Annotated in this window: 16 protein-coding genes; 14 read left to right on the top strand and 2 right to left on the bottom strand. The window is 49.8% G+C overall.

Going from position 1 to position 20,024, the window contains the following annotated elements; genetic code table 11:
• Positions 1-93 precede the first annotated feature (93 nt).
• Both IM638_17805 and IM638_17800 read left to right on the top strand, forming a co-directional pair.
• Positions 94-1,026: a hypothetical protein gene (locus tag IM638_17805; protein MCA6364891.1), complete on the top strand. Its 933-nt coding sequence runs from the start codon at positions 94-96 to the stop codon at positions 1,024-1,026.
• A gap of 14 nt (positions 1,027-1,040) precedes the next feature.
• A complete protein-coding gene (locus IM638_17800) occupies positions 1,041-1,700 on the top strand; it encodes a hypothetical protein (GenBank protein MCA6364890.1) in 660 nt (219 codons plus the stop codon).
• A 21-nt stretch (positions 1,701-1,721) separates the two neighbouring features.
• Here the strand turns inward: IM638_17800 and IM638_17795 are convergent, their stop codons facing one another.
• Positions 1,722-2,576: a T9SS type A sorting domain-containing protein gene (locus IM638_17795; protein ID MCA6364889.1), complete on the bottom strand. Its 855-nt coding sequence runs from the start codon at positions 2,574-2,576 to the stop codon at positions 1,722-1,724.
• A gap of 242 nt (positions 2,577-2,818) precedes the next feature.
• On the opposite strand from IM638_17795, the gene IM638_17790 reads away from it, so the two are divergent.
• From IM638_17790 to IM638_17735, 12 genes are all read left to right on the top strand, one after another.
• Positions 2,819-3,931: a PorV/PorQ family protein gene (locus IM638_17790; protein MCA6364888.1), complete on the top strand. Its 1,113-nt coding sequence runs from the start codon at positions 2,819-2,821 to the stop codon at positions 3,929-3,931.
• A gap of 59 nt (positions 3,932-3,990) precedes the next feature.
• Positions 3,991-8,997, top strand: coding sequence for a hypothetical protein (locus IM638_17785; protein MCA6364887.1), 5,007 nt, complete (start codon positions 3,991-3,993; stop codon positions 8,995-8,997).
• Between the two features lie 92 nt (positions 8,998-9,089).
• Positions 9,090-9,944, top strand: a complete 855-nt coding sequence (locus IM638_17780; GenBank protein MCA6364886.1) for a hypothetical protein — start codon at positions 9,090-9,092, stop codon at positions 9,942-9,944.
• Positions 9,945-10,012: 68 nt separating this feature from the next.
• Positions 10,013-10,546: a hypothetical protein gene (locus tag IM638_17775; GenBank protein ID MCA6364885.1), complete on the top strand. Its 534-nt coding sequence runs from the start codon at positions 10,013-10,015 to the stop codon at positions 10,544-10,546.
• 170 nt (positions 10,547-10,716) lie between these two features.
• Positions 10,717-11,256 carry a sigma-70 family RNA polymerase sigma factor gene (locus tag IM638_17770; protein MCA6364884.1) on the top strand — a complete coding sequence of 180 codons (540 nt, stop codon included), beginning with the start codon at positions 10,717-10,719 and terminating at the stop codon, positions 11,254-11,256.
• A complete protein-coding gene (locus IM638_17765; protein ID MCA6364883.1) occupies positions 11,237-11,509 on the top strand; it encodes a hypothetical protein in 273 nt (90 codons plus the stop codon). The genes IM638_17770 and IM638_17765 overlap by 20 nt, the downstream gene beginning before the upstream one ends.
• A 94-nt stretch (positions 11,510-11,603) precedes the next feature.
• On the top strand, positions 11,604-12,296 hold the full coding sequence (locus tag IM638_17760; GenBank protein MCA6364882.1) for an ATP-dependent Clp protease proteolytic subunit: 693 nt from the start codon (positions 11,604-11,606) through the stop codon (positions 12,294-12,296).
• Positions 12,297-12,355: 59 nt separating this feature from the next.
• Positions 12,356-13,972, top strand: a complete 1,617-nt coding sequence (gene lnt / locus IM638_17755; GenBank protein ID MCA6364881.1) for an apolipoprotein N-acyltransferase — start codon at positions 12,356-12,358, stop codon at positions 13,970-13,972.
• An 87-nt stretch (positions 13,973-14,059) separates the two neighbouring features.
• The gene (locus IM638_17750) at positions 14,060-14,608 is read left to right on the top strand and encodes a hypothetical protein (GenBank protein ID MCA6364880.1); all 549 of its coding nucleotides are present in this window, start codon (positions 14,060-14,062) and stop codon (positions 14,606-14,608) included.
• 160 nt (positions 14,609-14,768) lie between these two features.
• Complete coding sequence (gene lpdA / locus IM638_17745) at positions 14,769-16,175, top strand: dihydrolipoyl dehydrogenase (protein MCA6364879.1); 1,407 nt, start codon at positions 14,769-14,771, stop codon at positions 16,173-16,175.
• 102 nt (positions 16,176-16,277) lie between these two features.
• Positions 16,278-17,291: a ferrochelatase gene (gene hemH / locus IM638_17740; GenBank protein ID MCA6364878.1), complete on the top strand. Its 1,014-nt coding sequence runs from the start codon at positions 16,278-16,280 to the stop codon at positions 17,289-17,291.
• Between the two features lie 496 nt (positions 17,292-17,787).
• Positions 17,788-18,054 (top strand): transposase, encoded by a 267-nt coding sequence (locus tag IM638_17735; protein ID MCA6364877.1) that lies wholly within the window; start codon positions 17,788-17,790, stop codon positions 18,052-18,054.
• Between the two features lie 139 nt (positions 18,055-18,193).
• Here IM638_17735 and IM638_17730 read toward each other — a convergent pair.
• Positions 18,194-20,024 (bottom strand): T9SS type A sorting domain-containing protein (locus IM638_17730; protein MCA6364876.1); only part of this gene is annotated, 1,831 nt, incomplete at its 5' end.

The following is a 20,024-nucleotide window of genomic DNA, read 5'->3' as shown; positions in this document are numbered from 1 at the left end:
CTGCCAATGCATCGCCTGATGTGATGGTTTTGTGCTCCTTATTTTTGAGGAAATACACATGTCTGCTGTCTCTATTTGCGCTATACTTGCAGCGTGAAACGCCTTGCCCTCTACTCCGTTATTGCCCTTGCCCTGCTTTGGCTGCTGCGTGAGCTGGAATACGCCGGTGTGCGGCGTGGCGGCACGGGCGAGTTTGCCAAACTCCGCGAAACCTTTCTCGGACGCGACAGCGCGCAACTGCTCATTCTCGGCTCCTCGCGTGCGGCCTGCCAGTTTGTACCCGGGGTGTTTGAACGCGAATGCGGCATGCGTGTGTGGAACGCAGGCATGACCGGCGCCACTGTACCTCTTTTCCGCACTACGCTTGAGGCCTGGCTTGAAACGCATCCTGCCCCGGAGGCGGTGATCATTAACCTCGATATACACGCGCTGGACGATGCGTTTGATAGTGTGTTTGATTACCCGCGTTACCTGCCGTTTCTGCAAAATAAAGCGTTGTACAACGGCCTTTGCCGGCAGGATAATAAATTTACAGCCTATCGTTTTGTGGCGCCGTATGCACTGGCGCAGGGCAACACACGCCTGCTTAACGCCGGCCTGCGCGGCTGGCTGAGCGGCAAACCGGCTCCCGCACAAAAAGGCTATGAAGAATCGGTTAAACGCGGTTACACAGGCAGTATGCATGCACTGCTCTCAACCGGAAAAGCCGCCATGCCGTCAACTACCTACCGCGAAGAACTGCGCTTACTTACGGCCATTTGCCACGCACGAAAAATAAAGCCTGTTTTTGTAATTTCACCGCTCTGGATTGAACGCCAGCACTGCATTACCAACTATGATCACCTGATTGCCGATTTCACCGCGATGGCAAGCGAAAACAAATGTGCTTTTTTCGATTTCAGTAATGCCGGTTTAGCCTACAATGAAGCCTTTTTTACCGATCCGGCACACCTGAATCGTGAAGGTGCTCAGCAATTTTCGGAACTGGCCGCTTTAAAAATAGGCGCTTATCTTCGCAAAAATTAAGACTGCATTTTCTAATGACTGCAAATGCTACACGCACAAAATTGCTCATCTTCCTGTCGGCCGGCATTTTTGCAGCGTTGGGAGTATTCTTTGTTTTGTCAGGCACAGGCGTTTTCAGCAAGAACCTGACTAACGACAACTGCCTGCAAACAGGCCGCTACGTACTGCGCAGTGTGTATCTCGACAGTATGCTGTATGTAAACGGAAGCGAAACCAAACGGCTGGCGAGGCTTGACGTAACGTCCATGTTTACAGGCGGAAAAACCATTACACTTGATTTCACCGGATCAATTTCACGCCGGATCAATAACGGCACTGCAAAAGTCAGTTACCCCGGCGTATATGAAATTCTGTACAATGCCGAAGAACTTACACGTGAACTGAGTGAATGCCACCACGGTCTTACACTGAGTAACGGAAAACTGATGCGTAACGGTAAAGTTGAAACCGACACTGTGCAAAATGCCAATCGTATTACAATACGAAACAGAGCGGTAAGCGATTTTGAAGGCACATACAAATACAGCCACGACACGCTCAACTACAGCTACACCCCTTCGGCGGAATGGCAATGGAAAAATCCGTTCGACACGCTCAATCCGGCCAACAGTGCATTTGTAAATTACCGTGGTGGAAATAAAGTATTCCGGTTTGTGTGGATACGCCAGCAGTAAGTTACAAGCACATCACACACATCAGTAACATACAAAAAACCGTTCGCGTTTGATACGTTGTCCTGAATAAAACTCGGCAATGTACAAACCGGGCGAAAGCTGCTGAAGCGGTACGGTGTGCATACCCTGACTCAATGATTGGCGGTACACGAGCTGTCCGGTTGCGGCATACAAATTGAAATTGCACTGGTCAACCTCCGCCGCCACTTCAATATGAAGCGCTTGCAAGGCAGGCAAATAACCAGCCGTAACAGGCAAGGGCTGATTGTTTATTTCACTTACTGATTTCGGATTGAAACACGTAAACCGAATGGAATCAAGCAGCAGTGCATAGTTTACGATACTGCGGTTGTAGCGGAAAGTAACGCTTGTTATTGGCACAGTATTCCACTGCACCCAAAAACGAATATTGTTGTCGGTAGGGGTCAGCGTACTTCCGTTCCAGTTGTAGGTGCCGGTAACAGTGTTAATTGATGAAGGAGTAACTGAGAAATTGGAAAGTGTTTCTTCTGGAAATCCGTCGTCGTACTCATCATCAATATCACGCACAAGCAATTCGCAGGAGGCTACCGGTGTGGAAAATGAAATAGTAATATCAAATGCCAGCAGCGAGGATGCCGCGGCACTAGAGGGAATAAGCGCCGAGGTAATGGGCTGTCCGGACGAATACGGGCCGGAACCGTTGAAATTTACAATGTGAACCGCCTGTGTGGAAAGCGTAATCCGTGTGGCGGTGTCGCAACCGGGAAAAACGGGCGGACTTACACTCTGGGTAGTTACAGCGGAGGAAGTCCAGCTGAAATCAACCGAATTTTGAGCCGAAATAAAGCTACTCCAAAGTGTGGCAGAGATGAGTAAAAAATGCAGAATTTTCATGTGGTACTGAGGGTTAACGGGGGCTAAAAACAAGATATAAATATATACAAAATGCGGAAGGCGGGCTTAAATCAAATCATTCTTAAACAGCGTTTTACCCAGACAATGAATCAACTCCCGCTGCAGAGATTAAAAAAACCGGGTAAATGCAAACCACACACCCGCCTGACTCGTACAATATTGCCGGTACAAAAGCGTTATTGCGGGGTTCGGTTGTATGCCGTATCTTTAAGCACATTCTGATGAACTCACTGACCCGACTTTATACTTTTTTTCTGCTGTTTCTTGCCGCTGTACCGGCGTGGTCGCAAACGCAGGCCAGCAATGGTACCACAGCGCCTAAATACAGTAATGAATTCCTCGCCATTGGCGTGGGTGCACGCAGCTTCGGCATGTCGGGCGCTACAATTGCTTCGGTTGATGATGTAACGGCCGGTTACTGGAATCCGGCCGGACTTACCCGCCAGCAAAACAATGTACAGGTAGGCCTGATGCATGCCGAATATTTTGCCTCCATTGCCAACTACGACTATGCGGCCGTTTCCGGTCGTATTGACAGCAGCAGCGTGTTTGGCGTGAGCATGATCCGCTTTGCGGTGGACGATATTCCCAATACGACACAGCTTATCGACAATGGCGGCAATATCGACTACGACCGCATTACCACTTTCTCAGCGCAGGACTACGCATTTATTCTTTCCTATGCGCGCACGCTGAAAATTCCCGGCCTGCGTGTAGGAGCCAACGCCAAAATAATACGCCGCACCATTGGCGACTTTGCCGGCGCCTGGGGTTTTGGTCTTGATGCGGGTGCACAGTACGACTGGAAAGCCTGGAAATTCGGTGCCACACTGCGCGATGTGACTTCTACTTTCAACGCCTGGAGCTTTAACCTGAGCGATGAAATGAAAGACGTGTTCATTGCCACCGGCAACGTAATTCCAAACAATTCGCTTGAACTCACCCTGCCGCGTCTGGCGCTGGGAGCTTCACGCCAATGGACACTCGACAAAAAACAACGCTTTACACTGGGCGGCGAAATTTCGCTGGTGAATACATTCGACAGTCAGCGCAATGTGCTCATCAAAACCAATGTGTGGAGCATGGAGCCGATGATGGGCTTGGAAGCAGGCTTTAAAAACATGATTTTCCTGCGCGCCGGCATTGGCAACATACAAACCGCCAAAGACATTACCGGTTCTGATGTAACCACCTTGCAGCCCAACCTTGGTGTGGGCATACGCTTTAAACGTCTTTCCATTGATTATGCGCTGAGCGATGTGGGCGACCAGTCGGTAGCGTTATATTCAAATGTTTTCTCGCTGCGTTTAAACATCGACCGCAGCATCCGCTGATCCGGTTTCTGCCCTGCAGGTGCCGGTGAACATGTTTTGTTTGACCCTACATGCCCTGCATGAAAAGAATTTTACCCATACTGCTGCTTTGTGTGGCTGCTGCCCTGAAAATGGCAGCGCAGCCTTTTGGCAACGAATGGATAAACTACACACAGAAGTACGTTAAAATACAGATCACCCGCACCGGCATTCACCGGGTTGACTCAGCCACACTGGCCAATGCAGTAGCCGCCACCGGCACAACACTGAGCAGTATCGACCCGCGCAACTTCCAGCTTTTCCGTCGCGGCACCGAACAATACATTCACATTGAAGGCGAAGCCGACGGCGTATTCAACAGCAGCGATTTCATTGAGTTTTACGGCGAGAAAAACGACGGCAGTCCCGATTCGCTCATCTACATGCCGGGCGGGCCGCCCAATCCATACTTCAGCCTGTTCAGCGATACATCCACCTATTTTCTTACCTGGAACAGCAGCACCACAAACAGGCGCATGCTGCCCGAAGCCGATACACTTTTTAGCAACTACACCCCGGCGCCCTGGTTCCGCAATACCGAACTCTTTAACAATCCCTGGCAATATTTAGAGGGCACCGCCGATCCGAACGGCGTAACCGATCCGGCTTTTCTGCCCGATGAAGGTTTTTTTGATGCCGAGTTTTTCTACGGGCAAAGCATGGTGCGCAACCTCAGTACGCAAAATGCCTACACCGGCTCAGGCGCGCCCGATGCGGAACTTACACTGAATGTAAGCAGCCAGTCGAACGACTGGAGTGTGTTTAACGACAATTCCATCCGCATCAATTTCCTCAGCACACAGTTTGATACCACTTACGACGGTTACGCCATAAAAACATACCGCTTTACGCAACCACCGCAAGCACTGGGCAGCACAAGTACGCAGGTAAGCGTAACCAGCATAAACAACAACTTTTCTGTGTCTTCAGGCCGCACGGCTTTGGGCTACATACGCCTCACCTATCCGCACACGTTTGATCTGGAAGGACGTGTGCAGTTTGGCGGCATGCTGCCCGACAATGCAGCCGCCCAAAAATCGTTGCTTGAGATTACCAATATTTCGGGCGGCGGTGCGGTGTATGTGTATGACTTTTTCCATCATGCCCGCATACCGGGTGTGTTGCAGGGCGGCCGCTGGAAAGCACTGGTGCGTAACGGCAACGGCAGCGAAAAACCCATTTTCATGGTGCCACAGGGTTCAATGCTGGCTGTAACTGCGGCACAGATGCAACCGGTAAACGGCAACGGAAGTTTTACCAACTACGGCGCACAGCTTGGCGATTCGAGCTTTGTAATTGTGACACACGCCAGACTGATGAATGCGTCGCAAGACTATGCCAGCTACCGCCGAAGTATAGCCGGTGGTGCACGGCACGTAATTGTGGCCGATGTGCATGAACTCTACGACCAGTTTGCCTGGGGCATCAGCAAACATCCGCTTGGCATACGCCGCTTTGCCGATTATCTGATTCAAACATCACCCTCAAAACCTGCGCACCTGCTGCTCATCGGCAAATCATACTACCCCGGCCCTTCGCGCCAAAGCTACTGGAACGATAACCTTGTGCCCAGCGCAGGCAGTCCGCCAAGCGACAACCTGCTTACTGCCGGACTCAACGGCACACAGTACGAGCCCGCCATTCCCACCGGCCGCATTGCCGCCCGCGATTCGGCCACCGTGGCCGATTATCTTGCGAAAGTAATTGACTACGAAAACAACGCGCCCGACGACTGGATGAAATACGTACTGCACTTTGGCGGCGGCACCGACACCACACAGCAGAACACATTCAAAAACTACCTGCTCGGCTACGAACAGATTATCGAAGACACCTCCTTTGGCGGCGTGGTGGAAACCTATCTCAAAACCAGCACCGCTCCTATTCAAATAAATCAATCGGATTCGCTGCGCGACCGTATTGAAAACGGCGTAGCCATTATGACATTTTTTGGCCACGCCTCAGGCACAGGTTTCGACCAAAGCATCGACGATCCTTCCACCTACAACAACACCGGACGCTACCCGTTTCTCATTGCCAACTCGTGTTACGCAGGCGATATTCATTCGCCCGGAATAAGTTCGAGCGAGGCATTTGTGCTGCTTGCCAACCGGGGGGTAATCGGTTACCTTGCCTCGGTAAGTGTGGGAATTGATGGTTTTCTGAACGAATACACTTCACGTTTGTACCGTTCTATTGGTCAAACCGAATACGGAAAAAGTATTGGTGAAAACATCCAGCAAACCGTATTCCGTTATCAGTCGCAAACATTTCCTTCGGTGTACAGCAAAGCCACCATGCTTGAAATGACTTTACACGGCGACCCTTCAATTGTGATTGGTACACGCAAAATGCCCGATTACCGCATTACCAATGCCGATGTGCGTTTTGATCAGGAAAGCGAGTCCGACAGTGTACACATCTTTGCGCGTTTTGCCAATGGTGGCAAAGCAGTAAACGATTCGCTGGTGGTGTATCTGCAACGCATATTCCCCAACGGCGACACCGCCAGCAACGTGCTGCTTATGCGTGCTCCGTACTTTTTCGACACCGCACACTTTGTGATTCCGGTTGATCAGCAGCGCGGCATTGGCCTGAACCGCATCCGCATTACGGTTGATTACTTCGGGCAGATTGCAGAAAGCAACGAAGCCAATAACAGCACCATTCCCGACATTGATCTGCTTATCCGCGGCAATGCCCTTGTGCCGGTGTATCCGTATGAGTTTGCTGTAATTCCTACGGATACCGTCACACTCAAAGCCTCCACCGTAAATGCCATGCTAAGTGCAAGGCCCTACATTTTCCAGCTTGATACGGCAGATACGTTTAACTCGCCGTTTATGCAAAGCACAACCATTACCTCCGCAGGTGGCGTGGTGAGCTGGAAACCACCGGTAACATTTACCGACAGCACGGTGTATTACTGGCGCGTTAGCCCCGATTCACTTACACCGGCCGATGCGATTATCTGGCGCGAAAGTTCGTTCCAGTATATTGCCGGACAAACCGGCTGGGGGCAGGCGCATTTTTACCAGTTTAAAAACAACAGTTATCAATACGTACAATACAACCGTCCGCAGCGCCGGTTCGATTTTTTCAACGATGTAAAAACCATCAGTGTGAAAAACGGCATTTACAATCTTGCCGTGCCGTGGAACGAATCGTGGTATAAGATTAACGGGGCTAACCAGCATATTTTCTCGTGTGTATCGGCAGTTGGCGGTTTCGGGATGAGTGTGGCGGTGATTGATCCGGTGAGCGGAACAGCGTGGAATTACAACGATTCGGTATTTGGTCAGTTGCCGCCGGGCTATTACAATTGTGTGCCGGGGCAAACACTCAATGCGTTCGATTTTTTTGATACCGATACTACGAATCAAGGCTACCTGCGCAACTTTATCAACGCCATTCCCAACGGGCACAAGGTGCTGGTGTACAGCCAAAACTGGCCGTGGGCATTGCGCACGCCTTACACGCCATCATTGCTGAGTGCGTTTCAGAGCATTGGCAGTGCGCAGGTGGGCGGCGGCACCGTGCCCGATTCATTGGCTTACATTGTGTTTGGTACAAAGGGCGCAGCGCCCGGCACGGCATCGGAAGTAATTGGTGCGTTGCGCAGTTCGGTTATCACACTTTCCGATACGCTGGTCACCAACTGGAACGAAGGTGTAATGACATCGCCCGTAATTGGCCCGGCAGTGAGCTGGGGCTCATTTCACTGGCGGCAACGCGCGGCCGAGCAGCCCGATTACGACAATGTATATGTGCAGCTCATCGGCATTCAGGCCAACGGCACGGAAACCGTGCTGGCTTCGTTCCCCGAAGATTCCACCGATGTGCTGCAACTCAACAACTACGTAAACGCCACGTTGTTTCCCTACCTCAAACTTGTGGCGCGCATGACGGATGATACAGCACGTACACCGCCGCAGTTCGACCGCTGGCAGGTGCTCTACACGCCGCAGCCTGATCTGGCTGTAAATCCGCCCCGCTTCTTCAGCCTCAGCAACGACACCGTGCAGGAAGGACAGCCGCTGCAACTCATCACCGCCATCGAAAACCTTACCCCGTGGCCGGTTACCGACAGTCTGCTCATCCGCTACTGGGTTATCGACAACAGCCGCAGCCGCGATACGCTGCCCGATAAACTCCGTGCACCCGTATTTGCCGGCCATGCCTGGTTCCGCGATACACTTCGCGTGCCCACCGAAGGGCTGCTCGGCCTCAACGAGCTCTGGCTCGAAGTAAATCCGCTGGGCGATATAAACACCGTGCCTGAACCGTACCATTTCAACAACGTACTCATGGTGCCGTTTCACGTCACTGCCGACCGCATCAACCCGCTGCTCGATGTGACGTTTGACGGCATGCACATCATTAACGGCGATATTGTTTCAGCCCGGCCAAGCATACTGGTGCAGCTGAAAGACGAAAATCAGTTTCTTGCACTTAACGATTCGTCAGACTTCCGCATCTTCCTGCGCAGTCCGCAGCAAAGCAATCCGCAGCTCATCGGCTGGAGTCAGGATCTGATCTTCACGCCGGCCATGCTGCCCAACAACAGTTGCAAAATCCTCTTCACCCCCGAACTTTTACAGGATGGTGTTTACGAACTCATTGTGCAGGCCAAAGACCGCTCCAGCAACACCTCAGGTTTTAATGATTACCGCATTACGTTTGAAGTGGTAAACAAACCCAGCGTTACGCAGGTGCTCAATTATCCCAACCCGTTCACCACATCCACACAGTTTGTATTCACACTTACAGGTTCGGAAGTGCCCGAAGTATTCACCATCCAGATCATGACCATCACCGGCAAAGTAGTGCGCGAAATAGACCGCGACGAACTTGGCCCGTTGCGCGTGGGCCGCAACATTACACAGTATGCCTGGGATGGCCGCGATGAATTTGGTGATCCGCTGGCAAACGGGGTGTATTTATATCGTGTAATTACAAGGCTGGACGGCAATGCGGTAGAGCTGCGCCAAAGCGGCGCCGATCCGTATTTTACACAGGGGTGGGGTAAGATGTATTTGATGCGGTGATATTGATTAATTGATTTTTTATACGAAGAAGGTACTTTAAAAAGTATCTTCTTTTTATTTATATATTTATCAATCAACAACCCTTACATATCATGAAAATAATATCACCTGCAATTTTCCTTGCACTTTTTTCATTTGGAGGATTAAGTGCTCAACAGCCTTCTCCTATTGGAATGATTTTTAATCCTCGAGTAAATACCTTTGCGATATCCGGAGTTGGGGGAGGCAATATGTATGAATTTACTTTGGCTAATTCATCTACATCTGGTCAGGTAACATTCGACTGGAATTTAGCTCTAAAAGACAGGCAGACCAAAAAAGGCAATGATAAATTCACCACGCTTTTAACACTATTCAAGTACAATCCCTTTCTTAAAAAAAATTACATATCGGGCGATTCGCTCGGACTTGAAAAACTGGCTTTCATAGATAATGAATTTCAATTTTTTCTGGGCTTGAGAGTAATCACCGTTTCTGAAAGTGGACAAGATAAGAATGCACGATTTATGCGCTCATGGTTCTTTGATGCTTCAACAGTTAATTTTAATCTGAAAAGCAGTATATCACCGCTGAACACGGGTTTCAGGAACTTCAACCTGAATGCCGGTTTTCAAATCGGATACATTAACAATACTGATTTCGGGAAAGTGGGTGTAAATATCAGCCCTCAGATTAATTATATCTACATATATGAAAACAGGAATGGTGGCAAATCATTGGAAGAATTAGTACTCAGCAGCTCAAATTTCAGCCGTAACATTCTCGGAGGAGGTGTAAAATTGAACATACCACTAAATGATTTTAACATTTTTTTCGAGGGCAGAAGTTATTTTCCTCTTGATAATTCAACACCCATTCCCGGATTAACTGAAAGGGTTATTTTTTCAATTGGTGGAATTGCTACTGGCAATGTATTCAAATCAAGAACCAAAGAAGAAAAAGATTAATTCCCATAGAATAAACCTTTGCTCTATCCCGACGTCAAAAGGAGACTTACCCATAAAACCACACACTTATGCGCACTTCCCGCCTGCTCCTCTTCTTATTCATACTGGCCGGCACACTTGCCTTTGCCGAAGCTGATGCCCAACCCGGCCCCCGCGGCAACCGTGGCCCGCGGGCAAACCGTCCGGCTGCGCGCCGCGCCGAAAAAGTGCATGCCCGCCGTGTGATCCGCCGCACGGCTGCGGTGATTCTGGTGGCGCAGAAAAAAGTAAAGGAAAACAAAGTTTATACCGGTAACCTGGCCCGCTCAATTGCGCACCAGCGTTATGCACGCCGCCTTTACCTGCAGGGCCGTTATCTCCGCGCCATGCACCACTCGCGCAGAGCCCGCCAGCTGGCTATTCTGGCCATAAAAGCAAATAATGGAACCGAAACGGCCGATATGACGTATAACAAGGAAGATGAAGAGATAATGAATGCCGAGCCTGTTTCGGACAAGGAGCTTGATGATGAGTTGGACAAGGATATGCCCAACCAACCAACAAAAGATGAAGATTTTGTGGATGCTGTGCTCACCGAAATAGATGTCTCGGATTTAGAATAAATCCAACGATTTCTGCACAGCAGATCCCCTGCTGAAACGCTGGCCGGTGTGTGAATGTACACACCGGCTATTTTCATTTTCCGGCGCTGGTAATCAGGTGTTTCAAAAATTAATGCAGAACTTGTGGTGATCTTTGTGTGCATAACGGCACTTGGTATAAAAGGGAAATAATGAACGATACACTCACCCCCACGGCAGCATTGGTGCGGCGCGAATTGTTTACGCGGCTGTATCAGGAAGCATTTCCGGATGTGGCAAACTACATTAAGCGGCGCGGCGGCAGCTATGAGGATGCAGCCGAGTTGTTTCAGCAGGCGGTGGTGGCGTTTTACGAACGCAAACTGCTTCAGGCTGATGTGGCCGAAGGGAAAGAAGCAGCCTACCTCTACGGCATTGTGCGCCACCTCTGGCTGAAGCAACAGCAGCAGAAACAACACCGGCAGCCCGGCCACGAACTGCTGCATGAAGCAGAAACACCGGCCGAAACACTATCAGCCGGCCGCATTGAAAAACTACTGGCTGCCGTAGGACAACGCTGCATGCAACTGCTGCGCGCCTTTTACTTCGAGCAGCAGAAGCCTGCCGAAATTGCCGCCGGATTCGGCTTTTCGGGCGCGCGCTCGGCCACGGTGCAGAAATACAAATGCCTCGAAAAAGTGCGCGAAGTAGTAAACGAAAAACAACTTACCTATGCGCACTTCACCGAATAAGCTGCATTACCTGGAAGAAGGCCTGCACCGCCGCCTGCCGCACGGCGAGCAGCAGTTGTTTGACGCCCGCCTGCTTACCGACGATGCCTTCAGGCAGGAAGCAGAAACATTGCACACCGCCTGCGCACTTGTAGTGGCATCGGCCCGGCAGCAACTCCGCGCCGAAGTAAAAGCCGTGCACGATCACCTGTTTTCGGCACCCGCACACGAAAATTTCAGACGCAAAGTAATGCGCATTTTCGGCCGCGCATAACCCGTTTTACAATCAGCTGAGCATACGTGCTGCTGCATCGCCGGTGCGGAGAGTCAGCGTATTGCTTACACACTTTCACTTCAACATTTTTCACATGAACGGATTCGCTCACGAGTTCCGCCGCTATGCCCTGCACAATCACGGCATCGGCACACTGCACACCGATGGCTATTTCAAACGCATGATGCCGCAAGCCATTACGCCTTACATTATTGAAGAACGTCCGCTGCACATGACGCAAATGGATGTGTTTTCGCGGCTCATGATGGACCGCATCATTTTTGTAGGCGAAGAAGTGCATGAGCAGATGGCCAATATTATTCAGGCACAATTGCTCTTCCTCCAATCAATCGACTCAAAGCGGCCGATTCATTTGTACATCAATTCGCCGGGCGGCTCGGTGTATGCGGGGCTGGGCATTTACGATACCATGCAGTATGTAAGCCCCGAGGTAATTACCACCTGCACCGGTGTGGCGCTTTCATTTGGTGCGGTGCTGCTGTGCGCGGGTGCGGCGGGCAAACGCAGCGCCCTCACCCACTCGCGCATTATGCTGCATCAGCCCTCGGCAGGCACACAGGGCAAGGTTTCGGACATGGAAATTGCCGTGCGCGAATTCCTGAAAATCAAGCAGGAACTGAACGAAATTATTGCCCTGCACACTGGTCAGACAAAAGAAAAAGTAAACGAGGTATCAGACCGCGACTACTGGATGAAGGCCGAAGAAGCCAGGCAGTTTGGCATAATTGACGAGGTTTACAGCGCACATACACGCAGCGGGACATAAACGCAGGCGGGAGAATTTGCAGCGCAGGTAATTTTTTATCTTTACGCAGCAAAGATATTATGCGCCTTAAACTCCTGTTGCTTTCTATTGCCAGTGCCCTGCTGCTGAGTGCGGCCTGGCCGCCGTGGGGTTTTTCGCCCCTTGTGTTTATTGCTTTTCTGCCACTGCTGCTTGTACAGCATATTGTAAGCGGCGATAACCGGCTGCGCGCCAAGCACCTTTTTGTATATGCCTACATTACATTCCTGATCTGGAATGTGGCTGCCACATGGTGGGTGTGGAACTCGTCGGCGGGTGGCGCTTTGCTGGCTTTTCTGGCTAACTCACTGTTGATGGCACTGGTTTTTATGGTGTTTCATAAAGTGAAACGCAACCTGCCTGAGCGTCTTGGAAATTTCGTGTTTATTCCGGTGTGGATTTCGTTTGAATACCTGCATCTCGACTGGGATTTAAGCTGGCCGTGGCTTACACTGGGCAATGTGTTTGCCGGAGATTTTAAATGGATACAATGGTATGAATATACCGGTGTATTTGGCGGAAGTTTGTGGGTGCTGCTGGTAAATGTACTGTTGTTTGAGTTGTATGTACATCGTAACACACTGCTGCGTCCGGTGAAGAAAAAAATCATTCACGCCACTGCAGTTACTTTACTCATTGTAGTGCCGATTGTGGTTTCGTATCTGCTTTTTAATGTGAGCAGCATAACCATGCAGCCCAAAGGCATTGATGTGGTGGTGGTACAGCCCAATGTGGATCCGTACAAAAAATTCAACGGCAACTACCAGGAGGATTTGAACAACATGCTGGCGCTGGCTGCTTCAAAAGCGGATACGAATACGCGATTCATTGTTTTTCCGGAAACGGCTATTGCCGAAAATTTATGGGAGAATGAAATAGACAATACGTGGAGTGTAAACCGCGTGCGTGAATTTGCCAAAGCCTATCCGCGTACTACAATTGTGTTTGGCGCGTCAACCTCGTATTTGTTCGGGCCTGATGAAAAACCTTCTGTGGTGGCCAAGAAGTTTAAGCACGATAATATCTGGTATGAAGATTACAACACCGCCCTGCAATTTGTAAACGGGCAGGCACTTACGAAATACCACAAATCGAAATTAGTGCCGGGCGTGGAGCAAATGCCTTATCCTGCGGTGTTTGGCATTCTGGGCGAACTGGCCATCAACATGGGCGGTACTACAGGCACGCTGGCTAAACAGAAGCAGCGCACCGTGTTTGAATCGGCCAACGGAAAAGTGGCGCCGGTAATTTGCTATGAATCTATTTACGGAAACTACGTGGCCGAATATGTGCGCAACGGTGCCGAATACATTTTCATTATTACCAACGACGGCTGGTGGGGCAACACGCCCGGCTACAAACAGCATTTGCTCTATGGCCGCCTGCGCGCCATTGAAACACGCAAAGCCATTGCCCGCTCAGCCAATACAGGCATTTCGTGCTTCATTGATCCGTATGGTAATATTGAACAGCCGCAGCCCTGGTGGACTGCCCGTGCCATTAAACAACGCATTGCCTCGCAACCCGGCCAGACATTCTATGTGCGTTTCGGCGATTACATTGCCGTGCTGCTGCTTTTTGTAGCGGCAATTGCCACCGGCTGGGCGGCTGTGAGGTGGTATTTGAGAAGGAAGCGGCGAAATATTGCTGTTCAGTAAGCTGACTGCTAATTCCACACCCGCACAGCTCAAATGAGTAAATCTCCCGAACGATATTCAGGTCCGGCTACCAGCAGATACTCCTATATGAATGAGTTCCTGGTGCATTGCCCCAAATGCGACGGAATGGCTTCAGTAAACACAACCCAGTCCTCTCATACCGGCAGCGATAAACTTAGCTGCAGGAATTGTAGTTATGTGGAAATGCGTGATGAACGAATAAGATACAATGCCGAAATAAAACGTCAATGCGACAACTGCGGCAAACCCGTCAGCATCATCATTCCTGATAATAAACAACCTGTTGCCGAATTAGTAATTACCTGCCCGCATTGCAAAGCAGAAAGAACCTGCCAACCCCAAAACCGGAAATACTATTTATACTACACCAACAGCGGTATTTGCGACCCGATTTTCAATTTACCCTTATGGCTGCAGTCTGACGTGAAAGGTAAATCACTTTGGGCATACAATATTTCACACCTCTGTGAAATCAGAAATTATGTAACGGCAAAATTGCGTGAGCGCCAGACATCCGCTTTCACAACAATGGTCGAAAAACTACCTAACTTCATTAAAATTGGCAAAAACCGTGAAGCCGTATTAAAAGAAATAGACCGGCTTTTACGTAAATAAGACTATCCTGCAAGGGTTTCACGATTTAATACCTGCCGGCTTTAATCCGGCTTTCGCCGGGCTGTATCTGAGGCAAATACCTGTTCCTCTTTCCTGCAAAAAATGCCTAATTTTGCACGCTGCCGGGTTGCAATGAAGCAAACAGGCACACACCGTTTTTATGGAACAATTTGATGTTGTTGTAATTGGCTCCGGCCCCGGTGGTTACATTGCCGCCATCCGCTGCGCCCAGCTGGGCATGAAAACTGCCATTATTGAACGCTATGCCACTTTGGGCGGCACCTGCCTCAATGTAGGCTGCATTCCCTCCAAGGCACTGCTCGACTCGTCGGAGCATTTTCACAACGCGGCGCACACTTTTGCCGAGCACGGTATTGAAATTCCTGCGCCCAAAGTAAACATGGCGCAAATGATTAAACGCAAATCGGATGTGGTGAAACAAACCACAGCCGGTGTGGCGTTTCTGATGAAGAAAAACAAAATCACCACATACACCGGTCACGGTTCGTTTGTAAACAGCACCACCGTAAAAATTACGGCCGACGATGGCAATGTCACCGAAATCGGTGCCAAAAACACCATCATTGCCACCGGCTCAAAGCCCTCCACCCTGCCCGGCATTACCATCGATAAAAAACGCATCATCACTTCCACCGAAGCACTCGAACTTCAGGAAGTGCCCAAACACCTCGTAATTATTGGCGGCGGCGTAATCGGCCTTGAACTTGGTTCGGTGTATGCACGCCTTGGCGCGAAAGTAAGTGTAGTGGAATTTACCAACTCCATCATTGGCACCATGGACAGCACAATGGGTGTGGAATTGCAGAAAGTGCTCAAGAAATTGGGCATGGCATTTTACCTCGGCCATAAAGTAACCGGTGTAAGCAGCAAAGGCAAAACTGTAACTGTTACGGCCGAAGACCTCAAGAAAAACGAAATCCTCACCCTCGAAGGCGATTACTGCCTTGTATCGGTTGGCCGCCGTCCTTATACCGATAACCTCGGACTCGAAAACGCCGGTGTAAAAGTTGATGAGCGCGGCCGCGTGGCGGTTGACGATCATCTGCGCACCAACGTGCCGAACATTTACGCCATTGGCGATGTGGTACGCGGCGCCATGCTGGCCCACAAAGCCGAAGAAGAAGGCGTGTATGTGGCCGAACAGCTTGCCGGACAAAAGCCGCACGTAAACTACCTGCTCATTCCCGGCGTGGTTTATACATGGCCCGAAGTGGCAGGCGTAGGCTACACCGAAGAGCAGCTCAAGGAAAGCAAACGCGAATACAAAACGGGCAGCTTCCCCTTCAAAGCCAGCGGACGTGCCCGCGCCAGCATGGACACCGACGGCCTCGTAAAAGTGCTTGCCGACAAGCAAACCGACGAAATCCTCGGCGTGCACATCATCGGCCCCCGCGCCGCCGACATGATTGGCGAAGCGGTGGTGGCCATGGAATTCCGCGCCAGCGCCGAAGACGTGGGCCGAATGAGCCACGCCCATCCCACATTCAGCGAAGCGTTGAAGGAAGCCTGCCTGGATGCAAGTGCAAAACGTCCGCTGAATATTTAACCAACACACCAACCAAAGGCGCAGCACTGAGTTGCGCCTTTTTACAAATTATAAAGACCGGCACGCAAACAAAACCGCCTGCCGTTTGTCTATTTGCTGAAAATGAAAACCGGCATCCTCCTAGTCAATCTCGGCACGCCCGACAGTCCCCGCACTCCCGATGTACGCCGCTACCTGCGCCAATTCCTCAGCGACCGCCGCGTATTAGACATCAACCCGATAGGCCGCTGGGCGCTGGTCAATCTTATCATCGCACCATTTCGCGGGCCCAAATCGGCAAAGCTGTACAGCCATATCTGGACAGGCGAAGGCTCGCCGCTGCTCATACACGGGCTTGCGCTCACGCGAAAACTTCAGGCGGCATTGGGCGATGATTACGTGGTGGCCTTTGGTATGCGCTATCAGAATCCGCCACTCGAAACGGCGCTCGATGTGCTGCGCAAAGCCTTAGTTGACCGCATTGTGGTGGTGCCGCTTTATCCGCAGTATTCGTCGGCCGCAAACGGTTCTACCATTGAAGCGGTGATGAAAGTAATTGGCAAATGGGAAATTACACCCGATGTAAAAATCATCAGCCGCTTTCACGATCATCCGGCCTACCTCAAAGCCCTTACCGCCACCGCCGCGCCGTACAACCACCACGATTACGACCACGTAATGTTTAGTTTCCACGGCATTCCCGAGCGGCAAATTACCAAGGGCGATGCCAATTACGGCAGCGGCGAATGCAAATTTGGCGCCTGCTGCGAAACACTGCACAGCGGCAACCGCTACTGCTACCGCGCCAACTGCGTACAAACCGCACGCACACTCGCAAAAAATCTCGGCATCAGCGAAGACCGCTACACGATCAGCTTTCAATCGCGCTTAGGCAGTACGCCCTGGGTAAAGCCGTATTCCGACAAGGTAATTGAAGAACTTGGTAAAAAGGGCGTGAAGAAAATTCTCGCCTTCTCGCCTGCTTTCGTGGCCGATTGTCTGGAAACCATTCACGAAATAGGCACGGAATACGATGAGCTGCTGCAAGAACATGGCGGCGAAAAAGTGCAGCTTGTGCCCAGCCTCAACAGCAACGATGAATGGGTGGACGCGTTGAAAGAAATTGTGAAGGGGTAAGCAGGGTACTGATTCTTCTTTAGTTTTTTTGGGGGATTTTCTTTTTTTGGGGGGACGATTCTGGTTTGTACTGTTTTTGTGCAGGATTTTCTGTTTGGATTCTATTTATAAAAGGAAAAAACAGCAAAATCAGGCGTTTTCAGCCCGTTAGTGCGACTATGGAGTAACAACAGGGTAACATAACTTACTCCAAAAGGCAATTTTCAATTTTCTGGGCGCGCTCTCCGCGAGACCTGCGGTAAAACCCTTCAATCCCGATTTTTCATCGGGATCGTTATCGCTGATTTTCAATACATTCAATAAAACGATAAAGCCGATCAAAATCTGATCGGCTTTATCGTTTTCAAAAACAGGTTTTCGACATAAAGAAAACACCCGCAAAAAGGTCTCTCGGAAAAACCGGTTGTTCGCTCGTTGAACTTACACTTTCACACACCCAATTTGAAGCCTTCCCTAAAAACCGCTACGCTCAAAACTACTAACTTTCGGAGAGCGTATGAAAAAATCAAAATTCACCGAGAGCCAGATCGTAGCGATACTGGAAGAGCACAAAAAAGGAGTAAAGGTTGTTGATTTGTGCCGTCAGCACGGCATCAGCCAGCCTACATTTTATCAGTGGCAGCGTAAGTATTCCGGACTGAGTGTGAACGAACTCAAACGGATCAAAGAACTTGAAGCCGAACTGGCACAGTATAAGCGCATCGTTGCCGAACAAACATTACACATTACCGTGCTGAAAGATGTAATCGAAAAAAAGTTATAGGGCCTGATCAGAAGCAGGATTTTATCTCACAATCACTGATCAAGCATCCGGCGAACAGGCTCGCGGAGCTTTTACCGCAGAATTTTTCGATGTAGTATTTTTTTTGAATTGGGGGAAGGGGGATCACCGGACGGTTACATTAGTCCTGCTTTATCACCTTCATGGTTTGTGAAGTTGTTCCAACAGTTACTCTTATATAATAAGCGCCGTTTGCAAGGTTAGTAAGATCAATCTGGCGCATTAGATTGCCGTTCAAACCCGAAGCTATATCGCTATACACGACTTGACCGAAAACAGTGTATACCTGAATTCTGATTTCTCTATTACTGGTATTGGTCAACGCCAGATTAAAAAATCCGTTGTTCGGGTTTGGATATACGGTGAAGAGTGTTTCGCTGAACACATTGTCGGCAATACCGGTACACGCATCAACAACAAGTGTTGCTGAGTCGGTAGAGGTACATCCGGTTGTGGTGTCGGTGAAGGTGTAGTAAACCGTGTAAGTACCCACACCAGAAGCAACCGGATCAAAATTTGAACCGGTTACGAACGAACCGCTGAATGTACCGCCTGCGGGTGAAACAGTGAGTGCAAACAATGTATCAAGCGTACACAAGGTATCTTGTGTAAGTGGGAATACGATTACAGGCGCAGTGTTCACCCTAACCAATATAGAGTCTGTTGATGAACAGCCAAGCGAATCGGTAACAGTTACACCGTATAGAGCGGTAGCGATTACTACAATAGTTTGTGTAGTATCACCGTTGCTCCATGCGTAGGTACTTCCGGTGTTGCCTGCATCAAGTATAAGCGAACCGCCACAAAGTGAGGTGTCGTTGCCAAGCGTTACGGTCGGCAGCTGTGTGAAGCTTACGTTCACTGAATCGGTAGCCGAGCAGCCAAGTGAATCAGATACTGTTACCGCGTAGCTTCCGGCTATACCCACCAAAATGGTTTGTGAAGTATTACCGGAACTCCAGAGATATTGCATGCCGACATTACCTGCATCAAGCGTTACGGGACCAACGGCACAACTGCTTATATCGTTACCGAGACTTACCACGGGAAGTGGATTGATAGTGAGCGCAACTGAATCTACAGAAGAACACCCCAGCGAATTAGTAACTAAAACGGCATAAGTTCCGCTTGCTGATCCTGCTATTGTTTGCGAAGTATCGCCAGAGCTCCAGAGGTAGGTGCTTCCTACGTTTCCTGCATTAAGAACAAGTGGTCCGCAAACACTGGTATCAGCACCGAGGCTCACAACTGGCAGTGCATTGATGGTTATCGAAACTGAATCTTCCGAAGAACAGCCATTTGCATCTGTAACGATTACTCCATAAACACCTGTAGTGGTTACACTAAGTGTTTGTGCAGTGGTGTTATTACTCCAGAGATAAGCTGAACCAGAATTTTGTGCATCAAGTACATAGGGACCGCCGCATACTGTTGTATCAACTCCAAGTGCAACAACCGGCACACTGTTTACAGTAACAGTAATGGTTCGTGTGCCGATACAACCAGTTAGAGAGTTGGTTCCTATCACAGTGTAGGTTGTAGTTGCTGCAGGAGATACGTTTACAACAGCACCGCTGAGTGCTCCCGGGTTCCAAACATACGTGCTGGCACCAGATGCATTAAGAGTAACCTGATCGCCAATACAGATAGCTTGAACTGAACTTGTAAGCGTAAGCTGTGGAAGTGGATTAACAGTTACTGATAAAGTGGCCGTATTTACGCAACCTGTTAAGGCATTCGTACCAGTTACGGTATACGTAGTTGTAGATGTAGGTGATACAATAACTGATGCTCCACTCTGGTTGCCCGGATTCCAAACATACGTGCTGGCACCAGTTGCATTAAGTGTAACCTGATCGCCGATGCAGATCGCTGGAACTGAACTCGTAGTTGTTAGCTGAGGAAGTGGGTTAACAGTTACAAGTAGTGTCTGCGTGTTTACGCAACCGGTT

The organism is Bacteroidota bacterium (assembly GCA_020402865.1).
Taxonomy (GTDB): Bacteria; Bacteroidota; Bacteroidia; order Palsa-965; family Palsa-965.
Note: the sequence above shows the minus strand (reverse complement) of the source record. Positions and strands in the feature narration are given on the sequence as shown.

Bases quoted from the DNA above. Each gene is read 5' to 3' on its own strand.
- hemH (MCA6364878.1), top strand. From the start codon at position 16,278: ATGAAAACCGGCATCCTCCTAGTCAATCTCGGCACGCCCGACAGTCCC.
- lpdA (MCA6364879.1), top strand. From the start codon at position 14,769: ATGGAACAATTTGATGTTGTTGTAATTGGCTCCGGCCCCGGTGGTTAC.
- IM638_17800 (MCA6364890.1), top strand. From the start codon at position 1,041: ATGACTGCAAATGCTACACGCACAAAATTGCTCATCTTCCTGTCGGCC.
- IM638_17750 (MCA6364880.1), top strand. From the start codon at position 14,060: ATGAATGAGTTCCTGGTGCATTGCCCCAAATGCGACGGAATGGCTTCA.
- IM638_17765 (MCA6364883.1), top strand. From the start codon at position 11,237: ATGCGCACTTCACCGAATAAGCTGCATTACCTGGAAGAAGGCCTGCAC.
- IM638_17770 (MCA6364884.1), top strand. From the start codon at position 10,717: ATGAACGATACACTCACCCCCACGGCAGCATTGGTGCGGCGCGAATTG.
- IM638_17780 (MCA6364886.1), top strand. From the start codon at position 9,090: ATGAAAATAATATCACCTGCAATTTTCCTTGCACTTTTTTCATTTGGA.
- IM638_17735 (MCA6364877.1), top strand. From the start codon at position 17,788: ATGAAAAAATCAAAATTCACCGAGAGCCAGATCGTAGCGATACTGGAA.
- IM638_17760 (MCA6364882.1), top strand. From the start codon at position 11,604: ATGAACGGATTCGCTCACGAGTTCCGCCGCTATGCCCTGCACAATCAC.
- IM638_17795 (MCA6364889.1), bottom strand. From the start codon at position 2,576: ATGAAAATTCTGCATTTTTTACTCATCTCTGCCACACTTTGGAGTAGC.
- IM638_17775 (MCA6364885.1), top strand. From the start codon at position 10,013: ATGCGCACTTCCCGCCTGCTCCTCTTCTTATTCATACTGGCCGGCACA.
- lnt (MCA6364881.1), top strand. From the start codon at position 12,356: ATGCGCCTTAAACTCCTGTTGCTTTCTATTGCCAGTGCCCTGCTGCTG.
- IM638_17790 (MCA6364888.1), top strand. From the start codon at position 2,819: ATGAACTCACTGACCCGACTTTATACTTTTTTTCTGCTGTTTCTTGCC.
- IM638_17785 (MCA6364887.1), top strand. From the start codon at position 3,991: ATGAAAAGAATTTTACCCATACTGCTGCTTTGTGTGGCTGCTGCCCTG.